General features: G+C 59.6%; 16 protein-coding genes and 1 tRNA gene. 4 read left to right on the top strand and 13 right to left on the bottom strand.

What is annotated here, in order from left to right; translation table 11 throughout:
• Positions 1 to 10 precede the first annotated feature (10 nt).
• From cysT to dibA, 4 genes are all read right to left on the bottom strand, one after another.
• Positions 11 to 829 carry a sulfate ABC transporter permease subunit CysT gene (gene cysT / locus ACA060_RS00865; protein ID WP_109627246.1) on the bottom strand — a complete coding sequence of 273 codons (819 nt, stop codon included), beginning with the start codon at positions 827 to 829 and terminating at the stop codon, positions 11 to 13.
• Between the two features lie 175 nt (positions 830 to 1,004).
• The gene (locus ACA060_RS00860; RefSeq protein WP_497314873.1) at positions 1,005 to 2,018 is read right to left on the bottom strand and encodes a sulfate ABC transporter substrate-binding protein; all 1,014 of its coding nucleotides are present in this window, start codon (positions 2,016 to 2,018) and stop codon (positions 1,005 to 1,007) included.
• A 70-nt stretch (positions 2,019 to 2,088) separates the two neighbouring features.
• Positions 2,089 to 2,271: a sulfur starvation response protein OscA gene (gene oscA, locus ACA060_RS00855; protein ID WP_007945260.1), complete on the bottom strand. Its 183-nt coding sequence runs from the start codon at positions 2,269 to 2,271 to the stop codon at positions 2,089 to 2,091.
• A gap of 147 nt (positions 2,272 to 2,418) precedes the next feature.
• A complete protein-coding gene (gene dibA / locus ACA060_RS00850) occupies positions 2,419 to 4,338 on the bottom strand; it encodes a phosphodiesterase DibA (RefSeq protein WP_497314871.1) in 1,920 nt (639 codons plus the stop codon).
• A 147-nt stretch (positions 4,339 to 4,485) separates the two neighbouring features.
• Between dibA and desA the strand changes: the two genes are divergently transcribed.
• Both desA and ACA060_RS00840 read left to right on the top strand, forming a co-directional pair.
• Positions 4,486 to 5,670: a delta-9 fatty acid desaturase DesA gene (gene desA / locus ACA060_RS00845; RefSeq protein WP_497314869.1), complete on the top strand. Its 1,185-nt coding sequence runs from the start codon at positions 4,486 to 4,488 to the stop codon at positions 5,668 to 5,670.
• Positions 5,671 to 5,941: 271 nt separating this feature from the next.
• Positions 5,942 to 6,931, top strand: a complete 990-nt coding sequence (locus tag ACA060_RS00840; RefSeq protein WP_497314868.1) for a GGDEF domain-containing protein — start codon at positions 5,942 to 5,944, stop codon at positions 6,929 to 6,931.
• Positions 6,932 to 7,140: 209 nt separating this feature from the next.
• Here the strand turns inward: ACA060_RS00840 and ACA060_RS00835 are convergent, their stop codons facing one another.
• The 3 genes from ACA060_RS00835 to gabD form a co-directional block, all read right to left on the bottom strand.
• Positions 7,141 to 8,355 (bottom strand): HDOD domain-containing protein, encoded by a 1,215-nt coding sequence (locus ACA060_RS00835; RefSeq protein WP_497314866.1) that lies wholly within the window; start codon positions 8,353 to 8,355, stop codon positions 7,141 to 7,143.
• A 138-nt stretch (positions 8,356 to 8,493) separates the two neighbouring features.
• Positions 8,494 to 9,771 (bottom strand): 4-aminobutyrate--2-oxoglutarate transaminase, encoded by a 1,278-nt coding sequence (gabT, locus tag ACA060_RS00830; RefSeq protein ID WP_497314864.1) that lies wholly within the window; start codon positions 9,769 to 9,771, stop codon positions 8,494 to 8,496.
• 185 nt (positions 9,772 to 9,956) lie between these two features.
• Positions 9,957 to 11,399, bottom strand: a complete 1,443-nt coding sequence (gabD, locus tag ACA060_RS00825) for an NADP-dependent succinate-semialdehyde dehydrogenase (protein ID WP_010464868.1) — start codon at positions 11,397 to 11,399, stop codon at positions 9,957 to 9,959.
• A gap of 349 nt (positions 11,400 to 11,748) precedes the next feature.
• Here gabD and ACA060_RS00820 point away from each other — a divergent pair.
• A tRNA-Arg gene (locus ACA060_RS00820) sits at positions 11,749 to 11,825 on the top strand.
• Between the two features lie 81 nt (positions 11,826 to 11,906).
• On the opposite strand, the gene ACA060_RS00815 is transcribed toward ACA060_RS00820, so the two are convergent.
• The 5 genes from ACA060_RS00815 to ACA060_RS00795 form a co-directional block, all read right to left on the bottom strand.
• On the bottom strand, positions 11,907 to 12,173 hold the full coding sequence (locus ACA060_RS00815) for a hypothetical protein (RefSeq protein WP_497314862.1): 267 nt from the start codon (positions 12,171 to 12,173) through the stop codon (positions 11,907 to 11,909).
• 20 nt (positions 12,174 to 12,193) lie between these two features.
• On the bottom strand, positions 12,194 to 12,826 hold the full coding sequence (locus ACA060_RS00810) for a hypothetical protein (protein WP_497314860.1): 633 nt from the start codon (positions 12,824 to 12,826) through the stop codon (positions 12,194 to 12,196).
• Positions 12,823 to 13,389: an RNA polymerase sigma factor gene (locus ACA060_RS00805; RefSeq protein WP_497314858.1), complete on the bottom strand. Its 567-nt coding sequence runs from the start codon at positions 13,387 to 13,389 to the stop codon at positions 12,823 to 12,825. The genes ACA060_RS00810 and ACA060_RS00805 overlap by 4 nt, the downstream gene beginning before the upstream one ends.
• Before the next feature lies 1 nt (position 13,390).
• Positions 13,391 to 15,103 carry a vWA domain-containing protein gene (locus ACA060_RS00800; protein WP_497314856.1) on the bottom strand — a complete coding sequence of 571 codons (1,713 nt, stop codon included), beginning with the start codon at positions 15,101 to 15,103 and terminating at the stop codon, positions 13,391 to 13,393.
• A gap of 87 nt (positions 15,104 to 15,190) precedes the next feature.
• Complete coding sequence (locus tag ACA060_RS00795) at positions 15,191 to 15,751, bottom strand: YbhB/YbcL family Raf kinase inhibitor-like protein (protein WP_497314854.1); 561 nt, start codon at positions 15,749 to 15,751, stop codon at positions 15,191 to 15,193.
• Positions 15,752 to 15,890: 139 nt separating this feature from the next.
• Between ACA060_RS00795 and ACA060_RS00790 the strand changes: the two genes are divergently transcribed.
• Entirely contained in the window at positions 15,891 to 17,420 is a 1,530-nt protein-coding gene (locus ACA060_RS00790; RefSeq protein ID WP_497314852.1) for an FAD-dependent oxidoreductase, read from the top strand.
• Positions 17,421 to 17,483: 63 nt separating this feature from the next.
• Here the strand turns inward: ACA060_RS00790 and ACA060_RS00785 are convergent, their stop codons facing one another.
• Positions 17,484 to 18,989 carry a YdgA family protein gene (locus ACA060_RS00785; RefSeq protein ID WP_497314850.1) on the bottom strand — a complete coding sequence of 502 codons (1,506 nt, stop codon included), beginning with the start codon at positions 18,987 to 18,989 and terminating at the stop codon, positions 17,484 to 17,486.
• Positions 18,990 to 19,008: the final 19 nt, after the last annotated feature.

The following is a 19,008-nucleotide window of genomic DNA, read 5'->3' as shown; positions in this document are numbered from 1 at the left end:
CTGCGCCTCCTTATGGGGTTTCGATGCGTCGTTGCAGCAAGTTGATCAGCAGCAACAGAACGAAGGAAACCACCAGCATCAGTACACCAATGGACGTGGCACCGGTGTAATCGTACTGGTCGAGTTTGACCATGATCAGCAGCGGCAGGATCTCGGTTTTCATCGGCATGTTGCCGGCGATGAAAATCACCGAACCGTACTCGCCGACCCCACGGGCAAAGGCTAGCGCGAAACCGGTGAGCCAGGCTGGCAGCAGCGCGGGCACCAGAATATGGCGGAAAACCTGCAACGGTTTTGCGCCCAGGCAAGCCGCCGCCTCTTCCACTTCACGGGGGATATCGGCCAATACTGGCTGTACGGTACGTACTACGAATGGAAGCGTCACAAAAGTGAGGGCAAGGGTGATGCCGAGGGGGGTATACGCGATCTTGAAACCCAGGTCCGCTGCAAACTGACCCACCCAACCATTGGGCGCGTATAGCGCAGTCAGCGCGATACCGGCCACGGCAGTGGGCAATGCGAAGGGCAGGTCGATCATCGCGTCGATGATCTTTCGACCCGGAAAGGTATAGCGCACCAGCACCCAGGCCAGCAGCGTGCCGATAATGCCGTTGATGATCGCGGCATAGAGCGCGGTGCCGAAGCTCAGCTTCAACGCGGCGAGCACCCGTGGCGCCGAGATAATCGCCCAGAACTGATCCCAGGTGAGTTGAGCGGCATGCACGAACATCGCCGCCAGTGGAATGAGCACAATCAGGCTGAGGTACACCAAGGTGTAGCCCAGCGTCAGCCCGAAGCCGGGTATGACGGGGGAGATACGACGCGACATAAAAGTCCTTGGTTAAAAAGCTATCCGCTAAACGCATCAATGTGGGAGCGGGCTTGCTCGCGAAGAGGGGGTATCAGTCAACATTGTCGTCGTCTGACACACCGCCTTCGCGAGCAAGCCCGCTCCCACAAAGTACGCGCCCAAGCATAAGGCTCGTGGTGAGGCTTAAGTCAGGTTATTGCGCCTGGTAGATCTGGTCGAACACGCCGCCATCATTGAAGAATTTCGGCTGAGCGCTTTTCCAGCCGCCGAAGTCCTTGTCGATGGTCACCAACTCCAGGGTCGGGAACTGCTTGCTGTACTTGGCGGCCACATCCTTGTCACGTGGACGATAGAAGTTTTTCGCCGCAATTTCCTGACCCGCCGGGCTGTACAGGTGCTTGAGGTACGCCTCGGCGATCTCGGCATTGCCCTTTTTCTCGGCGTTCTTGTCGACCACAGCCACTGGCGGTTCAGCCAGGATCGACAGCGAAGGCACGACGATTTCGAACTTGTCAGCGCCACCGTCTTCTTTCAGCGCCAGGAACGCTTCGTTTTCCCAGGCCAGCAACACGTCGCCCTGACCGTTGTTGACGAAGGTGATGGTCGAACCGCGAGCGCCGGTGTCCAGAACCGGAACGTGTTTGAACAAGGTCTGAACGTATTCCTTGGCTTTGGCTTCGTCACCACCGCTGGCTTTCAGGCCGTAGGCCCAGGCCGCGAGGAAGTTCCAGCGCGCACCGCCGGAGGTTTTCGGGTTCGGGGTGATCACCGACACGTCATTCTTGACCAGATCGCCCCAGTCCTTGATGCCCTTAGGGTTGCCCTTGCGCACCAGGAACACGATGGTCGAGGTGTAAGGCGTGCTCGCCTCCGGCAGACGCTTCTGCCAGTCGGCCGGCAGGGTCTTGCCGAGTTTGGCGATTTCGTCGATGTCACCGGCCAGGGCCAGGGTCACCACGTCGGCGCGCAGACCGTCGATCACGGCCCGACCTTGTTTGCCCGAACCACCGTGGGATTGCTGGATTTTCACGTTATCGCCAGCGTGGTCCTTCTTCCAGAAGTTGACGAACTCAGCGTTGTAATCCTGGTACAGCTCGCGAGTCGGGTCATACGACACGTTGAGCAACTCGTAATCCTTGGCAACCGCGGAACCCGCAAAAAGGGCACTGGCCAAGGCGGCCAAAGCGAAATGACGAATCGACGACATGGTGAAAGCTCCTGGAATTCTTGGTGTGTTGGCTTTTTTTATGGTGTGCTGGAAGCGGGTTGCCGGTTTGTCAGCTCGGTTTGTTGCTCGGGTTCTGCAAACGGAATTTCTCTTTGCGTTCGATCTGAACCACCTGGGCGTTGTGCACGGTGATTTCCACAGCGCCAAAACGCAGATCACGCAGTGCGCTCTGGATCTCACGCAAGATGGTGGCTTCGTCTTGACCGTCAACGCTACGTAGGGATGCGCTCATCGTGCTGCTCCTTCAACTGAGAGGTTGCCTGGCAGTGGCGGCACTGCTTGCGGCGTGAGAGCAATAGTAGAGACGCGCAGATATTCTTAAAAAGACTATTTAAGAATGTTTATATAACCAAATAAAATTATTTGATGGGGCGTGGGTTTAGCGGATTTCCGGCTCGTGCGACCACTGCAACTGCTCGGCCGGAACCGGTCGCCCAAACCAGTAGCCCTGCCCCAGATCGCAATCCTGTTCGAGCAGGAAGCGGGCCTGCTCGACCTGCTCGATCCCCTCGGCATGCACCTGCATCCCCATGCTTTGCGCCAGCGCGATGATCACTCGCACGATCGCCACGTCATCCTCATCCCACGGCAAACCGGCGACAAAACCCTGATCGATCTTGAGCTTCTGCACCGGCAACCGCTTGAGCCGCAGCAGCGACGAATAGCCTGTGCCGAAATCATCGATGGCCAGCCGCACACCCAGCTCGCGCAGTCGATGCATCTGCTCCAACGCCACTTCCGGGTCTTCCATCACCGCGCTCTCTGTAACTTCCAGCTCCAGATACGCTGGATCGAGCCCGGTTTCGTGCAGCACTTTCGCCACTTGCTGAAAGAGCTCACGGCGAGCGAACAATCGAGAAGAGACGTTCACCGCGACAAACGACAACGCCACACCGGCCTGCTGCCACAAACACATTTGCTGACAAGCCTGGCGCATCACCCAGTTATCGACTTCTGCGATCAACCCGGTGCGTTCGGCGATGGGAATGAATTCTGCTGGCGGCACCAGCCCGCGCTTCGGATGCTCCCAGCGCACCAACGCCTCGACGCCAACCAGGCAACGGCTCCTGAGGTCGTGAACCGGCTGGTAATAAACGCGCAGCTCCTGCTGCTCCAGCGCTCGGCGCAGCTCTACGGCAGTCTCGACCCGGTTCTGGGCATGGGCTGTCAGCTCTTCGGTATACAGGGCGTAGCCATCGCGGCCGGCGCTTTTGGCCTTGAACAGCGCCGAGTCAGCGTTACGCAATAGTTGTTCAGCGCTCAAGGCATCGCCGGGGAACAGGCTGATACCGATGCTGGTATTGATGAACAGTTGATGCCCGCCAATCAGGAACGGCTCTTTGAGTCCATCAATGATCCGCTGCGCCAGTGCCGCTGCCTGCATCAATTGCGGACAGCTTTCGGCGAGCACCGCGAACTCATCACCCCCCAGTCGCGCCAACGTGATCTCCGGGCCAAGCAAGGCCTGCAAACGCTCGGCCACGGCTTTGAGCAGTTCGTCGCCGACCCTGTGTCCGAGGCTGTCGTTGATCATCTTGAAATGATCCAGATCGACCATCAGCAATGCACAGCCACGCTTGTGGAGTTGCGCCGACGTCAATGCCTGTTCGGTACGGTCGGTGAACAGTAGGCGGTTAGGCAAATCCGTCAGCGGGTCGTGATGCGCCAGATGCTTGAGTTCATGTTCGGAGTTCTTGATTGCGCTGATATCGGAAAACACGGCGACGTAGTGACTGAGCTGGCCATGATCGTCGTGAATGATGCGGATCGTCTGCCATTGCGGGTAGATCTCACCGCTTTTGCGGCGGTTCCAGATTTCCCCGCTCCACTCACCGATGCTATTGAGTGTCGCGAACATCGCCTGGTAAAAATCCGCTGGGTGATGGCCCGACTTGAACAGATTTGGCCGCTGACCCAACACTTCCTCAAGCGAGTAACCGGTGATTTCCATGAACGCCCGGTTAACGTGGACGATCAACCCGTTGCTATCGGTGACCAGCACACCTTCACGGGTGCAATCGAATACCGCAGCCGCCTGACGCAAACGCTCGCGGTCGTCATGACGTTCACGCAATGTGGCGCCGATCCCAAGGCACCGGAGCAATCGCGCTCGGGCGATGAAGATCAGCCCGGCACTAAACGCGACCCAGACGTAACCGTTGATCAGTTGCCATCGCAGTAACTCAGCAGAGTCATCGAAGAAACTGTTCAATAAGTAACCGCTAAACTGCAGCCAGACCGCGGAAAGCACCAAGTAAAGCAGCGCTGCACGTAAGGCATCGCGATATGTGGCAGACATTCGACCGTCCATGTCCCTACAAAATGATTGGGATTATAGGATAAAGAAACATCCAGCCACTCTTATCTGAAAGGGTGACTGGTTTTATCTGTGGGCTTAGTGATAATGCAACGGCTGTTTTTTTATTTATCGAGGGCCCTATAGCCTATGTGGTACGAAGGTTTTCTCGGCTTGTCGCCCTGGTCACTGGTGGCAGTCACCCTGCTGATGACCCACGTCACGATCGTTGGCGTCACGGTCTATCTGCATCGTTATTCAGCCCATCGCTCGCTTGAGCTCAATGCTGGCCTGAAACATTTCTTCCGCTTCTGGCTGTGGCTGACCACGGCGCAGAACACCCGCGAGTGGACCGCTATCCACCGCAAGCATCACGCCAAGTGCGAAACCGTCGATGACCCGCACAGCCCGGTCATCAAGGGCCTGTCCACCGTTCTGCGCAAAGGTGCCGAGCTGTACCGCGCCGAAGCGGAAAACCCGGAGACCCTGCGCATCTACGGCAAGAACTGCCCGGAAGACTGGATCGAGCGCAATCTGTATAGCCGCTTCCCGATGCTGGGCGTGGGGATCATGGCGGTCATTGACCTGCTGCTGTTCGGCACCATCGGCATCACCATCTGGGCCATCCAGATGATGTGGATTCCGGTGTGGGCCGCCGGCGTGGTCAATGGCCTGGGCCATGCCATCGGTTACCGCAATTTCGAATGCCGCGACGCGGCGACCAATCTGGTGCCTTGGGGCATCCTGATCGGCGGCGAAGAACTGCATAACAACCATCATACCTACCCGAACTCGGCGAAATTGTCGGTGAAGAAGTGGGAATTCGACCTCGGTTGGGCCTGGATTCAGGTCTTCAGTTTCTTCCGTCTGGCCAAGGTCCAGCGGGTTGCGCCAATCGCCCACCGCGTCGAAGGCAAAGGCAGCCTGGACATGGACACCGCCATGGCGATCCTCAACAACCGCTTCCAGATCATGGCCCAGTACCGCAAATTGGTGATCGCGCCACTGGTCAAGCAAGAGCTAGAAAAGGTCGATCACTCGGTCCGTCACCAGTTTCACCGGGCCAAACGTCTGCTTTCGCGGGAAACCAGCCTGCTGGACGAAAAACACCACGTGCGCATCCAGACCATGCTCGAGCACAGCCAGGCACTGAAGGTAATTTACGAAAAACGCCTGGCCTTGCAGCAGATCTGGGTCAAGACCAGCTCAAATGGTCACGACATGTTGGCCGCCATCAAGGATTGGGTTCACGAAGCCGAAGCCAGCGGGATTCAATCCCTGCGCGACTTCGCCGACCAGTTGAAGACCTACTCCCTGCGCCCTGCCGCCGCCTGACCCGGCGCCACAAGCTTGCCTCTGGAAAGGGGGCTTGCCTGTAGTGAGGGGATTTATCCCCGTTCGGTTGCGAAGCAACCGCAAAACCGGCGACGCGTTTCAACTGACTGAACGCGTCGCCTATACCGCCCGGCGGGAGCAAGCTCCCTCGCCACCAAGGGCGGGAACCAAACGCCAAATACCCTATCTCAAAGACACTTCGCCACCCGGCGGGCTTTGCTGTAGCCGCTTTCGAAACTCGAGCGGCGTACGCCCTTTGAGATTCGTCCCGATGGTTCATAAAGACCCACAAGACTCATCCCTTCCTCAGTGGCCGGACGCTGCTCAAACCCTGATGGCACTCATGCATGCCCAGGGCGAAGTCGCACGTCTGAGCGAACGCGAACAGCTGTTCAGCTCCCTGCTGGTGAGCGTCAACGCGGTGCTTTGGGCATTCAATTGGGAAACCCGTCAGGTGCTCTACGTCAGCCCGGCCTATGAACGGATTTTTGGCCGTTCCGCCGGGCTGTTGCTGTCCGACTACAACGAGTGGCGCGACTGCATTTACCCCGATGATCTGGACTATGCCGAGCGCAGCCTGGCCGAAGTGCTGGTCAAAGGCGCCGTTGAAGACCGCGAATACCGCATCCTCGCGGCCAACGGCCAGGTACGCTGGGTCAGCGACAAGTGCTTCATCAATCGCCAGGCCGAGCCGGGCCAACCGGTGATCATCGTCGGCATTGCCGAAGACATCACCGAAAAGAAACGAATGGAGGCTGAGCTGCAACGCCTGGCGACCACCGACGTGCTGACGCAAAGCAGCAATCGCCGACACTTCTTCGAATGCGCCCAACGCGAGTTTGCCCTGGCGCGCAAGCAAGGCGCACCCATGGCGTTCCTGCTGCTGGACATCGATGACTTCAAAGTGGTTAACGACACCTACGGCCATCAAGCCGGCGACAACGTGCTGCAACGAATCGCCGAGAGCGGTCGTGCCGCGTTACGCCGGGGGGATTTGTTCGGAAGGATCGGTGGCGAGGAATTCGCTGCGGTGTTCCCGGGATGCGCACCCGACATGGCCATGCAAGTCGCCGAGCGCCTGCAACGGCAAATCCAGCAATTGAGCTTCAGCCATGATGACCAGACGTTCGGCATCACTGTCAGCCAGGGTTTGACCAGCCTGACGGAGGAGGATGATTCCCTCGACAGCGTGTTCGCCCGCGCGGATGCCGCGATGTATGAGGCCAAGCGCCAAGGCAAAAACCGCATCATTTCGGGCTGACCCAAAACCCAGATCCAACCCAAAACCCCTGTGGGGACGAGCCTTTGTGGTGAGGGGATTTATCGCCGTTGGGTCGCGCAGCGGCCCCAAAACCTGCGATACGGAGTATCAGATACACCGAGTGCATTCGTTCTGCGACTGCTTCGCAGCCGAACGGGGATAAATCCCCTCACCACAAAGGCCCGCTCCCACTGGGTTATGCGTAGTGTTTATTTTTTGCGCAGGCGCATCAATTCCGGCAAGCCAATCTTGAGCAACCGCGCAGTCCGGCTCTTGGCCAATGCCTCAACGCCCTCATGCTCGGTCAGGTGCGCCAGTTGCGCGGCCATGTTCATCACCAGCGCTTCGCGGGAGTAAACCCCGCCACCGAGCTGGTAGGCCGCAGCAATCAGCTCTCGCAGCTCCAGCGGCAGCCGCCAGCGCGTCCGCAGCGAAGAACCGTAGGCTGCGCCGAACTCGGCCAAGGCATTGCCCACCTCCTCCCATTCATCCAGCTCGCCACCGGCCTGCTTCCATTCCTGCAAACACAGGAGCAACGCAAGGTCACCAAGGCAATGCAACATGCCCGCGCAATAACAGCGCTCCTGGTCCAGGTCCAGCAAGCGCGCCAGCCTGCGAGCGTATTCGGCGGTGTGCAGTGACAAGTCCCAAAAACGCTCGGCATAGTCCGCCAGGAACGGATCGCTGAGCCGGGCACTTCGCTTGAGTGCCAACCCGAGGATCAGGTTCATGCTTTGCGCGGAGCCCAAGCGGTGCAGCGCCTGAGACAAGGTCTGGACCGCATCGCCAACATGCAGCGCCGCGCTGTTAGACGCCGCGATCAGCACAGCAGTGATGTGCGGGTCGGTGCGGATTTCCTCTTCCAGCCGCACCAGGTCAAGTCCACGGGTATTCAGGCTGGCTTTGACCGCCACCTGCACATCGGCCATCAGCGGCGCACCCTCCGCCAGTTCACGACGGCGCTCCAGGTACACCGAAAGGGTCATGCCAGCCGCCAACGTCGGCATTTCACAATAAACCTCTTCACCAGCGTTCAGCAGCAGATCCTGCAGACGTTGGGTCAGGCTTTCCATGTTCAGGGGTTTGGTCAGGTACGCCGTGGGTGCCAGGGGCAAGGCTTCACGCACGCTGGCACTGTCGTTGCGACTGCTCATCAGAATGAAAGGCAGCGGCGGATTGCGTTTGCGCTGACGGACGTTGCGCAAGACGTTCAGGCCATCGATGCCAGGCAACGCCCAGTCCACGATCACCAGGTCGTAAGGATGTTCCGCCAACAGCTCCAGCGCCTGCGGGCCATCGGCACACAAATCCAGCCGTGCGTCGCAACGCACACTCAACAACACTTGCTTGAGCAGGTCCCGAGACCAAGGGTCAGCCTCGGCAATCAGCACACGGGGTACAGCGGGTAAAACCACAGCGGTCATCTACACACTCCCTTTGCGATGCTTGTACCTTAGTCAATGCTGGTCATTTGGAATGGTGCGAATTGTTTCGGGGACAAAAAAACCCGCCGAAGCGGGTTTTTTGTCGGTCAGCTCACACATTCATCTGAGCATCTTAGATCAGAGTTCCGAGAAGCACTCTTCGATGATCGCCAGACCTTTGTCCAATTGCTCATCCGGCGAAGTCAGCGGTACCAGGACGCGCAGAACGTTGCCGTAAGTGCCGCAAGACAGCAGGATCAGACCCTTGTCGCGAGCCTTGGCCACTACCGATGCCACCGCGGCAGCGTTCGGCTTGTGGCTGTCGCCGTCGACAAACAGCTCGACCGCGATCATCGCGCCCAGGGCACGGACTTCGCCGATCACCGGGTACTTGGCCTGAATGGCCTTGAGGCCAGTCACCAGACGCTCGCCGACTGCCTTGCAGCGATCCAGCAGGTGCTCTTCTTCGAACACTTCCATCACGGCCAGGGCCGCGGCGCAAGCGATCGGGCTACCGGCGTAGGTGCCGCCCAGGCCGCCTGGAGCAATGGCGTCCATGTATTCGGCCTTGCCGCACACACCGGCCAACGGGAAGCCGCCAGCGATGGATTTGGCGAAGGTGGTCAGGTCGGCAGCAACGCCCATCTGTTCCATGGCAAAGAAAGTACCGGTACGGCCAGCGCCAGTTTGTACTTCGTCAGCAATCAACAGAATGCCGTGCTGGTCGCACAGCGCGCGCAAACGCTTCATGAACTCTTTCGGCGCGACGTAGAAACCGCCTTCGCCCTGAACCGGCTCGATGATGATTGCAGCGATGTCACGCGGCTCGGCGTCGTTCTTGAAGATACGTTCGATGCTGGCGATCGAATCGTCGACGCTCACACCGTGCAGTTCGTTCGGGTACAGCGCGCGGAAGATGCCGCCTGGCATCAGGCCCATGCCGGCCGAGTACGGCACGACTTTACCGGTCAGGCCCAGAGTCATCATGGTGCGACCGTGGTAAGCGCCGGTGAACGCGATCACGCCGGCACGGCCAGTGGCGGCACGGGCGATTTTCACGGCGTTTTCTACCGCTTCGGAACCGGTGGTCACCAGCAGGGTCTTCTTGGCGAAATCACCCGGCACCTTGGCGTTGATTTTTTCGCACACTTCTACGTACGGCTCGTAGGCCAGCACCTGGAAGCAGGTGTGGGTCAGCTTGTTCAGCTGCTCGGTCACGGCGGCGATGATTTTCGGGTGCACGTGGCCGGTGTTCAGTACGGCGATACCGCCGGCGAAGTCGATGAACTCGCGACCTTCAACGTCGGTCACGGTGGCGTTCTTCGCGGACTCGGCGAAGATCGGGTGAATCTGGCCAACACCGCGTGGTACAGCGGCTTCGCGGCGTTTCATCAGGGATGCGTTAGTCTTGCTCATAAAGTCCTCATTCACCGCTCATCGGGCGGCGTGGTTCAAGGAAAATGCGGCGGGGAGGCAACTACGGCAGCATGCGATGATCGACTGCCACAGCTTTCCCGGCCACAGAGAAAATTCCGTTTGAAGCGCAGAAAGGGACAGCGCTCTCGTGCCCTTTCCGCTTGTTGCATTCCCGTCTGCCGAACTTAGATGCCCAGGCAGAGGTATTTGATTTCCAGGTAATCTTCGATGCCGTACTTGGAGCCTTCACGGCCCAGGCCCGACGCCTTGATGCCGCCGAACGGCGCGACTTCGTTGGAGATCAACCCGGTGTTGACGCCGACCATGCCGTATTCCAGGGCTTCCGCCACACGGAACACACGACCCAGGTCGCGAGCATAGAAGTACGAAGCCAGACCGAACTCGGTGTCGTTGGACATCGCGATCACTTCGGCTTCGTCTTTGAAGCGGAACAGCGGCGCCAATGGACCAAAGGTTTCTTCCTTGGCCACGGCAGCGTTTTTCGGCACGTTGGTCAGAATGGTCGGCTCGAAGAAGTTGCCTTCCATGACCTTGCCACCCGCCAGCACGGTTGCGCCTTTGCTGATCGCGTCAGCAATGTGCTCTTGAACCTTGGCCACGGCTTTTTCGTCGATCAGCGGACCCGTGGTGGTGCCTTCTTCCAGACCGTTGCCGATCTTGAGTTTGGCCACGGCCACTTTCAGCTTCTCGGCGAACGCGTCGTAGACCGAATCCTGAATGTACAGACGGTTGGCGCAGACGCAGGTCTGGCCGTTGTTGCGGTACTTGGAAATGATCGCGCCTTCGACGGCCTTATCCAGGTCCGCGTCGTCGAACACGATGAACGGCGCGTTGCCTCCCAGTTCCAGGGACACTTTCTTGATGTCCTTGGCGCATTCAGCCATCAGCTGACGACCGATTTCGGTCGAGCCAGTGAAGGACAATTTACGCACGATCGGGTTGCTGGTCAGCTCGCTGCCGATGTCGCCGGCGCTGCCGGTCACAACGCTGAACACGCCGGCAGGAATGCCGGCACGCTGGGCCAGTTCAGCCAACGCGAATGCGGAGAAAGGGGTTTGCGAAGCAGGCTTGAGCACCATGGTGCAACCGGCGGCCAGGGCCGGGCCCGCTTTACGGGTGATCATCGCGGCCGGGAAGTTCCACGGGGTGATGGCTGCGGTCACGCCGATAGGCTGCTTGATCACGATCAAGCGCTTGTCTGGCTGGTGGCCCGGAATCACGTCACCGTAGATGCGCTTGGCTTCTTCGGCGAACCACTCGATAAAGGAAGCGGCGTAAACGATTTCGCCTTTGGCTTCGGCCAATGGCTTGCCCTGTTCCAGGGTCATCAGGCGAGCGAGGTCGTCCTGGTTTTCGATGATCAGTTCGAACCAGCGACGCAGCTTGTTCGCACGGTCCTTGGCGGTCAGTGCACGCCACGCCGGCAGCGCTTTGTCAGCGGCTTCGATCGCACGGCGGGTTTCGGCAGCGCCCATTTTCGGCACAGTGCCCAGAATTTCGCCCGTTGCCGGGTTGTTGACCTTGATCGTCAGACCATTGTCCGCATCAACCCAAGCGCCATCGATAAAGGCTTGCTGGCGGAACAACTGGGTGTCTTTAAGCTGCATGTCGGCTTTCCTTAACAGCACCGCGGCCAGCGCGGAGCGAATTATGATTGTAGAAAGGCGCCTTGTAGGCTGCCGTCAGGGAAATCATTCACCGGGCTGAAGCACATAAATAGCGCACTGTTCGAAACTCGTGCGGTTCAGCACCCAGACAAGAGCGTTTGAAATCTCAAACGAATCCTAGGATCAACGGGGGTAAAGGACAATAGCCTGTTCGAAAAAAAGAACGAAAACGCCGCATTTGTCTAATTTTTCTGATCAACGTAGCAAACGGTTGTTACGGTTGCGAAAACCGCAGTCGATTCAGCAGCATGGACGCCCGCAGTGCATATGAGTATCATGGCGCCCGCTTGCACCAGTAGCTCAGCTGGATAGAGTACTGCCCTCCGAAGGCAGGGGTCGTGGGTTCGAATCCCGCCTGGTGCACCATAATAGTAGAAACGAGAAAGCCTCAGGCCTTAGGGTCTGGGGCTTTTTTGTGGGAACCAAAAAACCGCCTAAGCGGTTTTTTCATTCAGTCGTCCAATCAAACTCGTCGTACTCATCATCCTCTTCGTCCTCAACCTCTTCATCATCAAGGACGTCTTCCTCCAGCGCCTCTTCTGCCTGCTTCGCCAGAAGAAACTCCTTACGACTCTCCGTCACTGCTCGCCGCAATTCCTCGCCCTTTTCCGGGCAGTTGAGCATTTGGGCGATGCGGTCGATTTTTTTTGCCACGGCATCCTCCAACGCATCGGCTATAGGCCGATAGTGCGCGCTTTCGGGTGTCGATGCCAAATGGCCGACCGCTTTGCGCCTCAGTTTTTCTGCAAATTCTTCAGTCGGGCGGCGAGGTTTTCCTTGGGAAAGCGTTTGTGCAAGGTCGCCATCAGCTCATCAGCCGCTTTGGTTTGACCGGCATTTTGCAGGCGGATCACTTCACGTAACTGGTCGTCGATAAACTTCGCCGGAGCCGCGGCCGGGCGTTTGCTGACCTTTGCTTCTTCAGCCATGTCAGCGCTGATCGATTCACTCTGCGCGGGCGCAGCCAACTCGGCCATTGGTGCTGCAGGCGCAGGCGCGGACATCGCGCCGGCCGGGGCCGCCATTGAGCGGGCAACCGATTCAGGTGCTTCTGCAGCTTCTTTCTTAGCCACAAAAGACGAAGTCTTGGGCGCCGGGGTGGAATCGAACGTTGGCACTTGCTCGGGCGCACGCTGCACCAGCGCCAACATCAGTGCCACACCAACGAGACTGGCGAATGCGACCTGCCAACGAGGTTTCTGGCAAGCCAGGACCCAGCGCTGCCACAGGTTCGGTTTCGGCGCGGGCGCTTCACGGTGTGCGGTGGCCAGAATGAATGCATCCAGATGAGCCGGCGGCTCGCCAGTCGCATGTTCACGAAAATGCTTCACCACATCGTCTTCCGGTGTTTTTCGGGCGTCAGTCATGTCAGTACCTCCTCGGCCAGCAGCCGACGCAGTTTTTGCTGGGCGTAGCGCAAGCGACTCTTGACGGTTTCCAGGGGTGTTTCGGTGAGGTGGGCGATCTGCGGCAGGTCGAGATCGCCGTGGGCGCGGAGCAGGAAGACTTCGCGCTGGTCGGCGGGCAGGTTTTGCAACGCGGCTTCGAGGCGCTGGCCGTCGCGGCTCAGGCTCAGCAGTTGCTCCGGATCGGTCGCCTCATCAATCACGGCGTGGGTTTGTTCGTCATAGCTGTCGTGCAAGGGGTTGTGAATGCCATGTTTGCGCCAGTGGTCTATCAATCGGTTGCGGGCAATCTGATAGAGCCACGTACGAAAATTCGCCCGGCCTTGTGGCTGACTGGTGCTGCGGATCAGGCTCAGCCAGGTGTCCTGGTAAACCTCTTCGGCCAGTTCGGGTTTGCCGCTCAAACCGAAGAGGAATCGGTAGAGGCCATGGCGATGACGGGCGTACAAGATCTCGAACGCTGGCCCGTCGCCTGCGCGATACCGGGCCAGCAGCGATTCGTCGCTCGGTTCAGGCGCGGACATGTCAGTTATAAGCTCCTTTATTCGGGTCTGTGTTGGAGGCGGTGGTGGTTCGCAGGCTCTGTGCCAACTCCACCAACTGCACGAACTCTGCGCGCAGACCGAATCGGTCCTCGCCCCGTGCACCGCGCGCCAAGGCCTCGGTGTCCTTCAAGCTGAAATCACCGGTATATCGCCCGTCCTTGAGTTGCTGGGAAAACGCTGCGACAGCCGCCGCAAAGCGCAGGTCATCACTGGCCTTGCCGACCGAATCACCCGCGATCGGCCGCTCGATCAAGCGACTTTTCCCACCTTCCGGCAGTTGATAACGCACACGCAGCATCGCCAATTCCCCGGTGGTACCGGAAGCCGCCGACTCAGCCTTGCCGTACCGCAACGGTTCCAGCCAGCCCTTCTCGCCCTTCGGCACAATTTCGTACAAAGCCGTCACCGTGTGTCCTGCGCCGATTTCTCCGGCATCGACTTTGTCATTGCTGAAATCCTCACGCTTCAACGCTCGATTCTCATACCCCAACAGCCGGTATTCGCTGACCTGCGCCGGGTTGAACTCCACTTGCAGCTTCACGTTCTTCGCCACCACCGCGAGGGTCGAACCGAGCTGATCCACCAGCACCTTACGCGCCTCGCGCAGGTTGTCGATGTAGGCGTAGTTGCCATCGCCAGCGTCGGCCAGTTGTTCCATCAGGTGTTCATTGTAGTTATCCACACCAAAACCCAACGTGGTCAGGGACACGCCGGTCTTGCGTTTATCCACAGCCATTTGCTTGAGGCTGTCGAAGTCGCTGATGCCGACATTGAAGTCGCCGTCCGTGGCCAGAAGGATGCGGTTGATGCCTTTGGCGATGAAAGCCTGTTGCGCCATCTGATAAGCCAGTTCGATGCCCGAGGCCCCCGCCGTCGAGCCCCCAGCGGTCAATTGGTCGATCGCGGTACGAATCTTCGCTTTCTCGCGTCCGGAAGTGGGCTCCAGTACGACACGCGATTCGCCGGCATAAACCACCAGCGAAACGCGATCCTGCTCACGCAGTTGATCGACCAGCAATTTCAGGGTGCTTTTGACCAGCGGCAGGCCTTCGCGACGGTCCATCGAGCCGGAGACGTCAACCAGAAACACCAGGTTCGCCGGGGCCAGTTCAGCGACCGCACGGTCCGAGGCCTTGATGCCGATGCGCAGCAAACGGGTATGCGGATTCCACGGTGACGGCGCCAGTTCGGTGGTCACGCCAAACGGCGAGCCATCGGTGGGCAACGCGTAATCGTAGGGAAAGTAATTGACCATTTCCTCCAGTCGCACCGCGCCTTCGGGCGGCAGGCGTCCCTGGTTCAGCAAGCGGCGGACATTGGCGTAAGCGCCGGTATCGACGTCGGCGCTGAAGGTCGAAACCGGCGTCTCGGCCACGCTGTGAATCGGGTTATCCGCCAATACCTGATATTGCTCGCGCTGCTCATCCCGATAAGCCTGCGGGTAGGCCTCACCCGCCGGCATCGGCGCATAGCCAGCAATGGGGGCCGGACGAACGCTGCGTTTGGCCATCGACGCATCCGCCGCCACGGATTCGTTGCGCACCAGCGCCTCAGTCTTCATTGCACCTTGAGCCGGTGGCGACACAACAGCGGACTCAGGTTTAGAGGAAACGCCGCAACCGGCAACGGCCAACAGCAGCCCGACGGTGAAACCCTGGGCGGCCGGGCGGAGGAAATGCAGAGGGAGGGACATGGGGGCTGACCTCAGGAGGAAATTGATCCATTCATCCTCTGAGACGAGCCCCCGTTCAGGTTCGGGTTAACACTGCTGAAAAAAATTTCAGCGGTGATAACGCCGCACCACGCTGCTGTTGCGCAGCACATGACCTTTGATTTTTTCCATCAGCTGCGCTCGGGTCAGGCCGGCAGGCAACGCGTCCGGCGCCAAATCGAGGGCATAGAGCTGGATGATGTAGTGGTGCGAGCTGTCGCCGACGGGCGGGCAAGGACCGATATAGCCGGTGGTGCCTTTGCTGTTGTTGCCGCCCACACCTTCGAGCGCGGATTTGGCACCCACGCCGGCCGGAATCTGGCGGGTTGTGGCTTTGATGCCGTAGTGAATCCAGTGATCGACGCCCAGGCCTTTCTGACCGTCCGGGTCGTGCATGACGATGGCGTAGCTCAAGGTGCCAGGTGGGCCGGCGTTCCAGCTGAGGGCCGGAGACTGGTTCTTGCCGCCGCAGCCGCTGGCGTCGCTGGCCGCTGCCGAGGTGAACAATCGGTTATCCGAAACACCGGGAATGCTGACGGTGAAGCGTTCCTGGGCCTGCGCTGGAAACTGCACGCAGAGGGCGACTGCAACGGCCGCCAGCCAAGGGTTCAGAGAGGTCAATCGGGTCATTCCGGAGCACCTTGTGCGGATGGGGCCTTCGTCGGCTTGCGAACTATAGCTGTACCGTTCGTGCGGTGGCAGTGGGAATTGGCTGAACCTCGGGTTACGCGCCAAACTCTTAAGTGAAACGCCCGCCTGGAGAGTGACCATGGCCCTGCACCGCGTCGCCCGTTTCGCCGATGTGCCCGAAAACCGAGGCCTGGAAGTACGGATCGCGGACACCAAAATCGTCTTGCTGCGGGTCGGCGATCAATTGCGCGCCTATCAAGGCGAATGCCCCCACGCCGGTGCGCCGCTGGCCGAGGGGGCGCTCTGTCACGGGCGTCTGATCTGCCCGTGGCACAAGGCGGCGTACCGGATTGAGGACGGCGGGTTGTGTGAACCGCCGTCTCTGGACAGCCTCAAGCGCTACCCCCTGGAAATGCGCGATGACGAGGTCTGGGTCGACGATCAGCCGCTGTCGGATCCCCACACGCCGCCTGCCGATGATGAGCGCACGTTTGTGATCATCGGTGCCGGTGCCGCGGGCACGGCGGGGGCGGCGGCATTGCGCGAGAAAGGCTTTGGCGGCCGCGTCGTGTTGATCGACCGCGAAGCCGATGCCGGTTACGACAGGACGGTACTGAGCAAATTCGTGATCGCCGGGGAAATGCCGCCCGAAGAAGTCCCGCCGCCACGAGAGGAAAGCTTTTACCGCGAACAGCGGATCGAACGAATAACCGGCCAGGTGGCGAGCCTGGATGCCCCCAACAAAACCCTGCGCCTGGCCGACGGTCAGTCGCTGACGTATGACGCGGCGTTGCTCGCGACCGGCGGCATACCCAACCCCCTCACGCTGCCCGGCGCCGACTTGCCGCAGGTCTTCCTGCTGCGTTCCAAGGATCAGGCGACGCGCATCCTGAGTGCTGCGAAACCGGGCCAGCGGGCGGTGATCATCGGCGACAGCTTCATTGCCCTCGAGTCCGCGTCGGCCCTGCGCCAATACGGTCTGGAGGTCACCGTACTGGCACGCCACGCGGTGCCATTCGCCAAGCAGTTCGGCGAAGCGGTCGGCAAGGCGATTCGTGCCCTGCACGAGGCCAATGGCGTGGTGTTTCATACCGATGGCGACGCCGCAGCGATCGAAGGCACGGATAAGGTCGAAGCCGTGAAACTGGAAAACGGTCAACGTTTGCCCGCCGACCTGGTGCTGGTCGGCATCGGCGTCAGCCCGGCAACGGAACCGTTCACAGACCTGCCCAAGGAGAAGGATCGTTCACTGCAGGCCGACGGCGGCATGCGCGTGGCCGAAGGGTTGTGGGCGGCGGGTGATATCGCGACCTTCCCGCTCAACGGCCACCCCCAGCGCATCGAGCACTGGCGCCTGGCCCAGCAACAGGCGCGGATCGCCGCGGCGAACATGCTGGGCGGCGACGAACACTACCTCGACGTACCGTATTTCTGGACCTGGCATTTCGGCAAAAATTACGACTACCTCGGCCACGCCGAAAGCTGGGACGAAGTCGAGTTCAAGGGCGACCCCGACCATCCTCCCTTTATCGGCCTGTTCAGCAAGAACGGCGTGGTCGCAGCGGCAGTTGCCTGCGAAAAAGAGCGGGCAATGGCGATGCTCGCTGAGCGGATGAAACAGCCGTTGCCGATAGATGAGGCGTGGCGGCTGGTTCGGGACGTGGATTAGGCCTTAAACAGCGCACAGCAAAACGCCCGGCCGAGACCGGGCGTTGCCTTGAAGCGAGCGGTATTACTGAATCTGTGGAGCGCCGCCGAGCTTGCTCATCACGAAGCCGACAAATTGCTCAACGGTCATTTTCTGGCCGTTGAATTCCACCTGATGGTTGGCGTAGTGCAATTTGGTGACGATGTCGTTGCCTTCCAGTTTGGCCAGTTGCGTGCCGACCGCCATGCTGCTGAACATGTCCGCGGTCGCCGTTGCCTGATCGGCAATGAGCTTGGCGTCGGTCTGGCCTTCGATCTGCGACTGCACGGTGAGCAGGTCAACGAGCATCGGCTTGGACACTTGCAGATTGAAATCCAGCAGCGCGATCAGCTGTTGGGTCAACTGGTCTGGCGGCAGGTCCATGGATTGCGGCTTGGTCAGGTCGAGCACCAGATTGGCACGGCTTTCACCGTTGGTGGATTTGAACGACAGATTCTCCAGGGCCACCTGCGGGCCAGCCGCGAGCAGTTTTTCCAGGCCGGTTTTGACCTGCGCCTCTTCGGCCGGGGTCAGCACCAGCTCTGGAGCCGGTTCACCGGCGGCAGCGGCTTCAGCAGCGGCTTTCTCGTACGGCTGCAATTTGGTCTGGTAGACCTGCATCAGCGACATGGTCGCCGGGATGTCGAGGTTCTTCAGGCTCATGGCCATCTGCGCAGAGCCGACGTTCTTGCCGTTCAGCGACACTTCACCCACCTTGTAATCGGCACGCCCCGAAGCGCTGGTGCCCGACTCTTCGGTTTGGTTCTTCATTTCAAATTTCTTGAAACCCAGAATCGATTGCTTGGCGCCGAAGGTAGTTTTGCTGTCGGTCAGCTCCAGGGTGTTGTCGCCGACGTAATAGCCGTAGGTGCTTTTGGTCAGGTTGCTGGCCACGGTCAGGCCGTTCAGCTCGACCTTCACCGGCGTCTGGTCTTCAGCCACCGTGGTCAACGTCAGGCTGTCCATGTAACCGTTGGCCTTGACCTTCTGCGCTTGGGCGCTGGCGGCGACGTCGAGGTTCAGACCGGAGAATTTCAGGTTGGACTTGTCATCCAGCGCTACGTCCAGCGGCAACAATTGCAGGGTGCCGTTGGTGGCATTGTCGTAACCGATGTTGACCACACCCGTGAGTGGGGATTTGTCCTTGGCAGCGGCGAACCATTTTTCCGTCGTCGGGGTTCTTTCCAGTTCGTAGTGACTGGTGGCCATGACCGGCAACCATTTCAGCGACACCAGACGCGAGAACGGCAGCGGGCCGTGTTCGAGGCGGTCGACGAACAGCAACTCGACCGGCGCTTCGCCGAACATTTCGCCTTCGCCCTTGAGGCGGTAGTGCGCGGTGCTGCTGAAAATGTGTCGCTCCAGCGACACCAGTTCCAGCGTCGCGGTGCCGTTGGAACCCACCAGCGCGGCTTTCAGCTCTTTGTTGGCGTCGGCGATCGAGGTGTTGAGCACGCCTTCGATTTTGGTGCCGGTGTACCAGGCACCACCGGCACTGATTGCACCGATGGCAACGACGATTCCAAGAAGCACGCCTGCTGATTTATTCATGAATTACCCGATCAATGTC

The organism is Pseudomonas sp. LBUM1671, from assembly GCF_059695685.1.
This window is presented reverse-complemented; position numbering and strand designations above follow the sequence as displayed.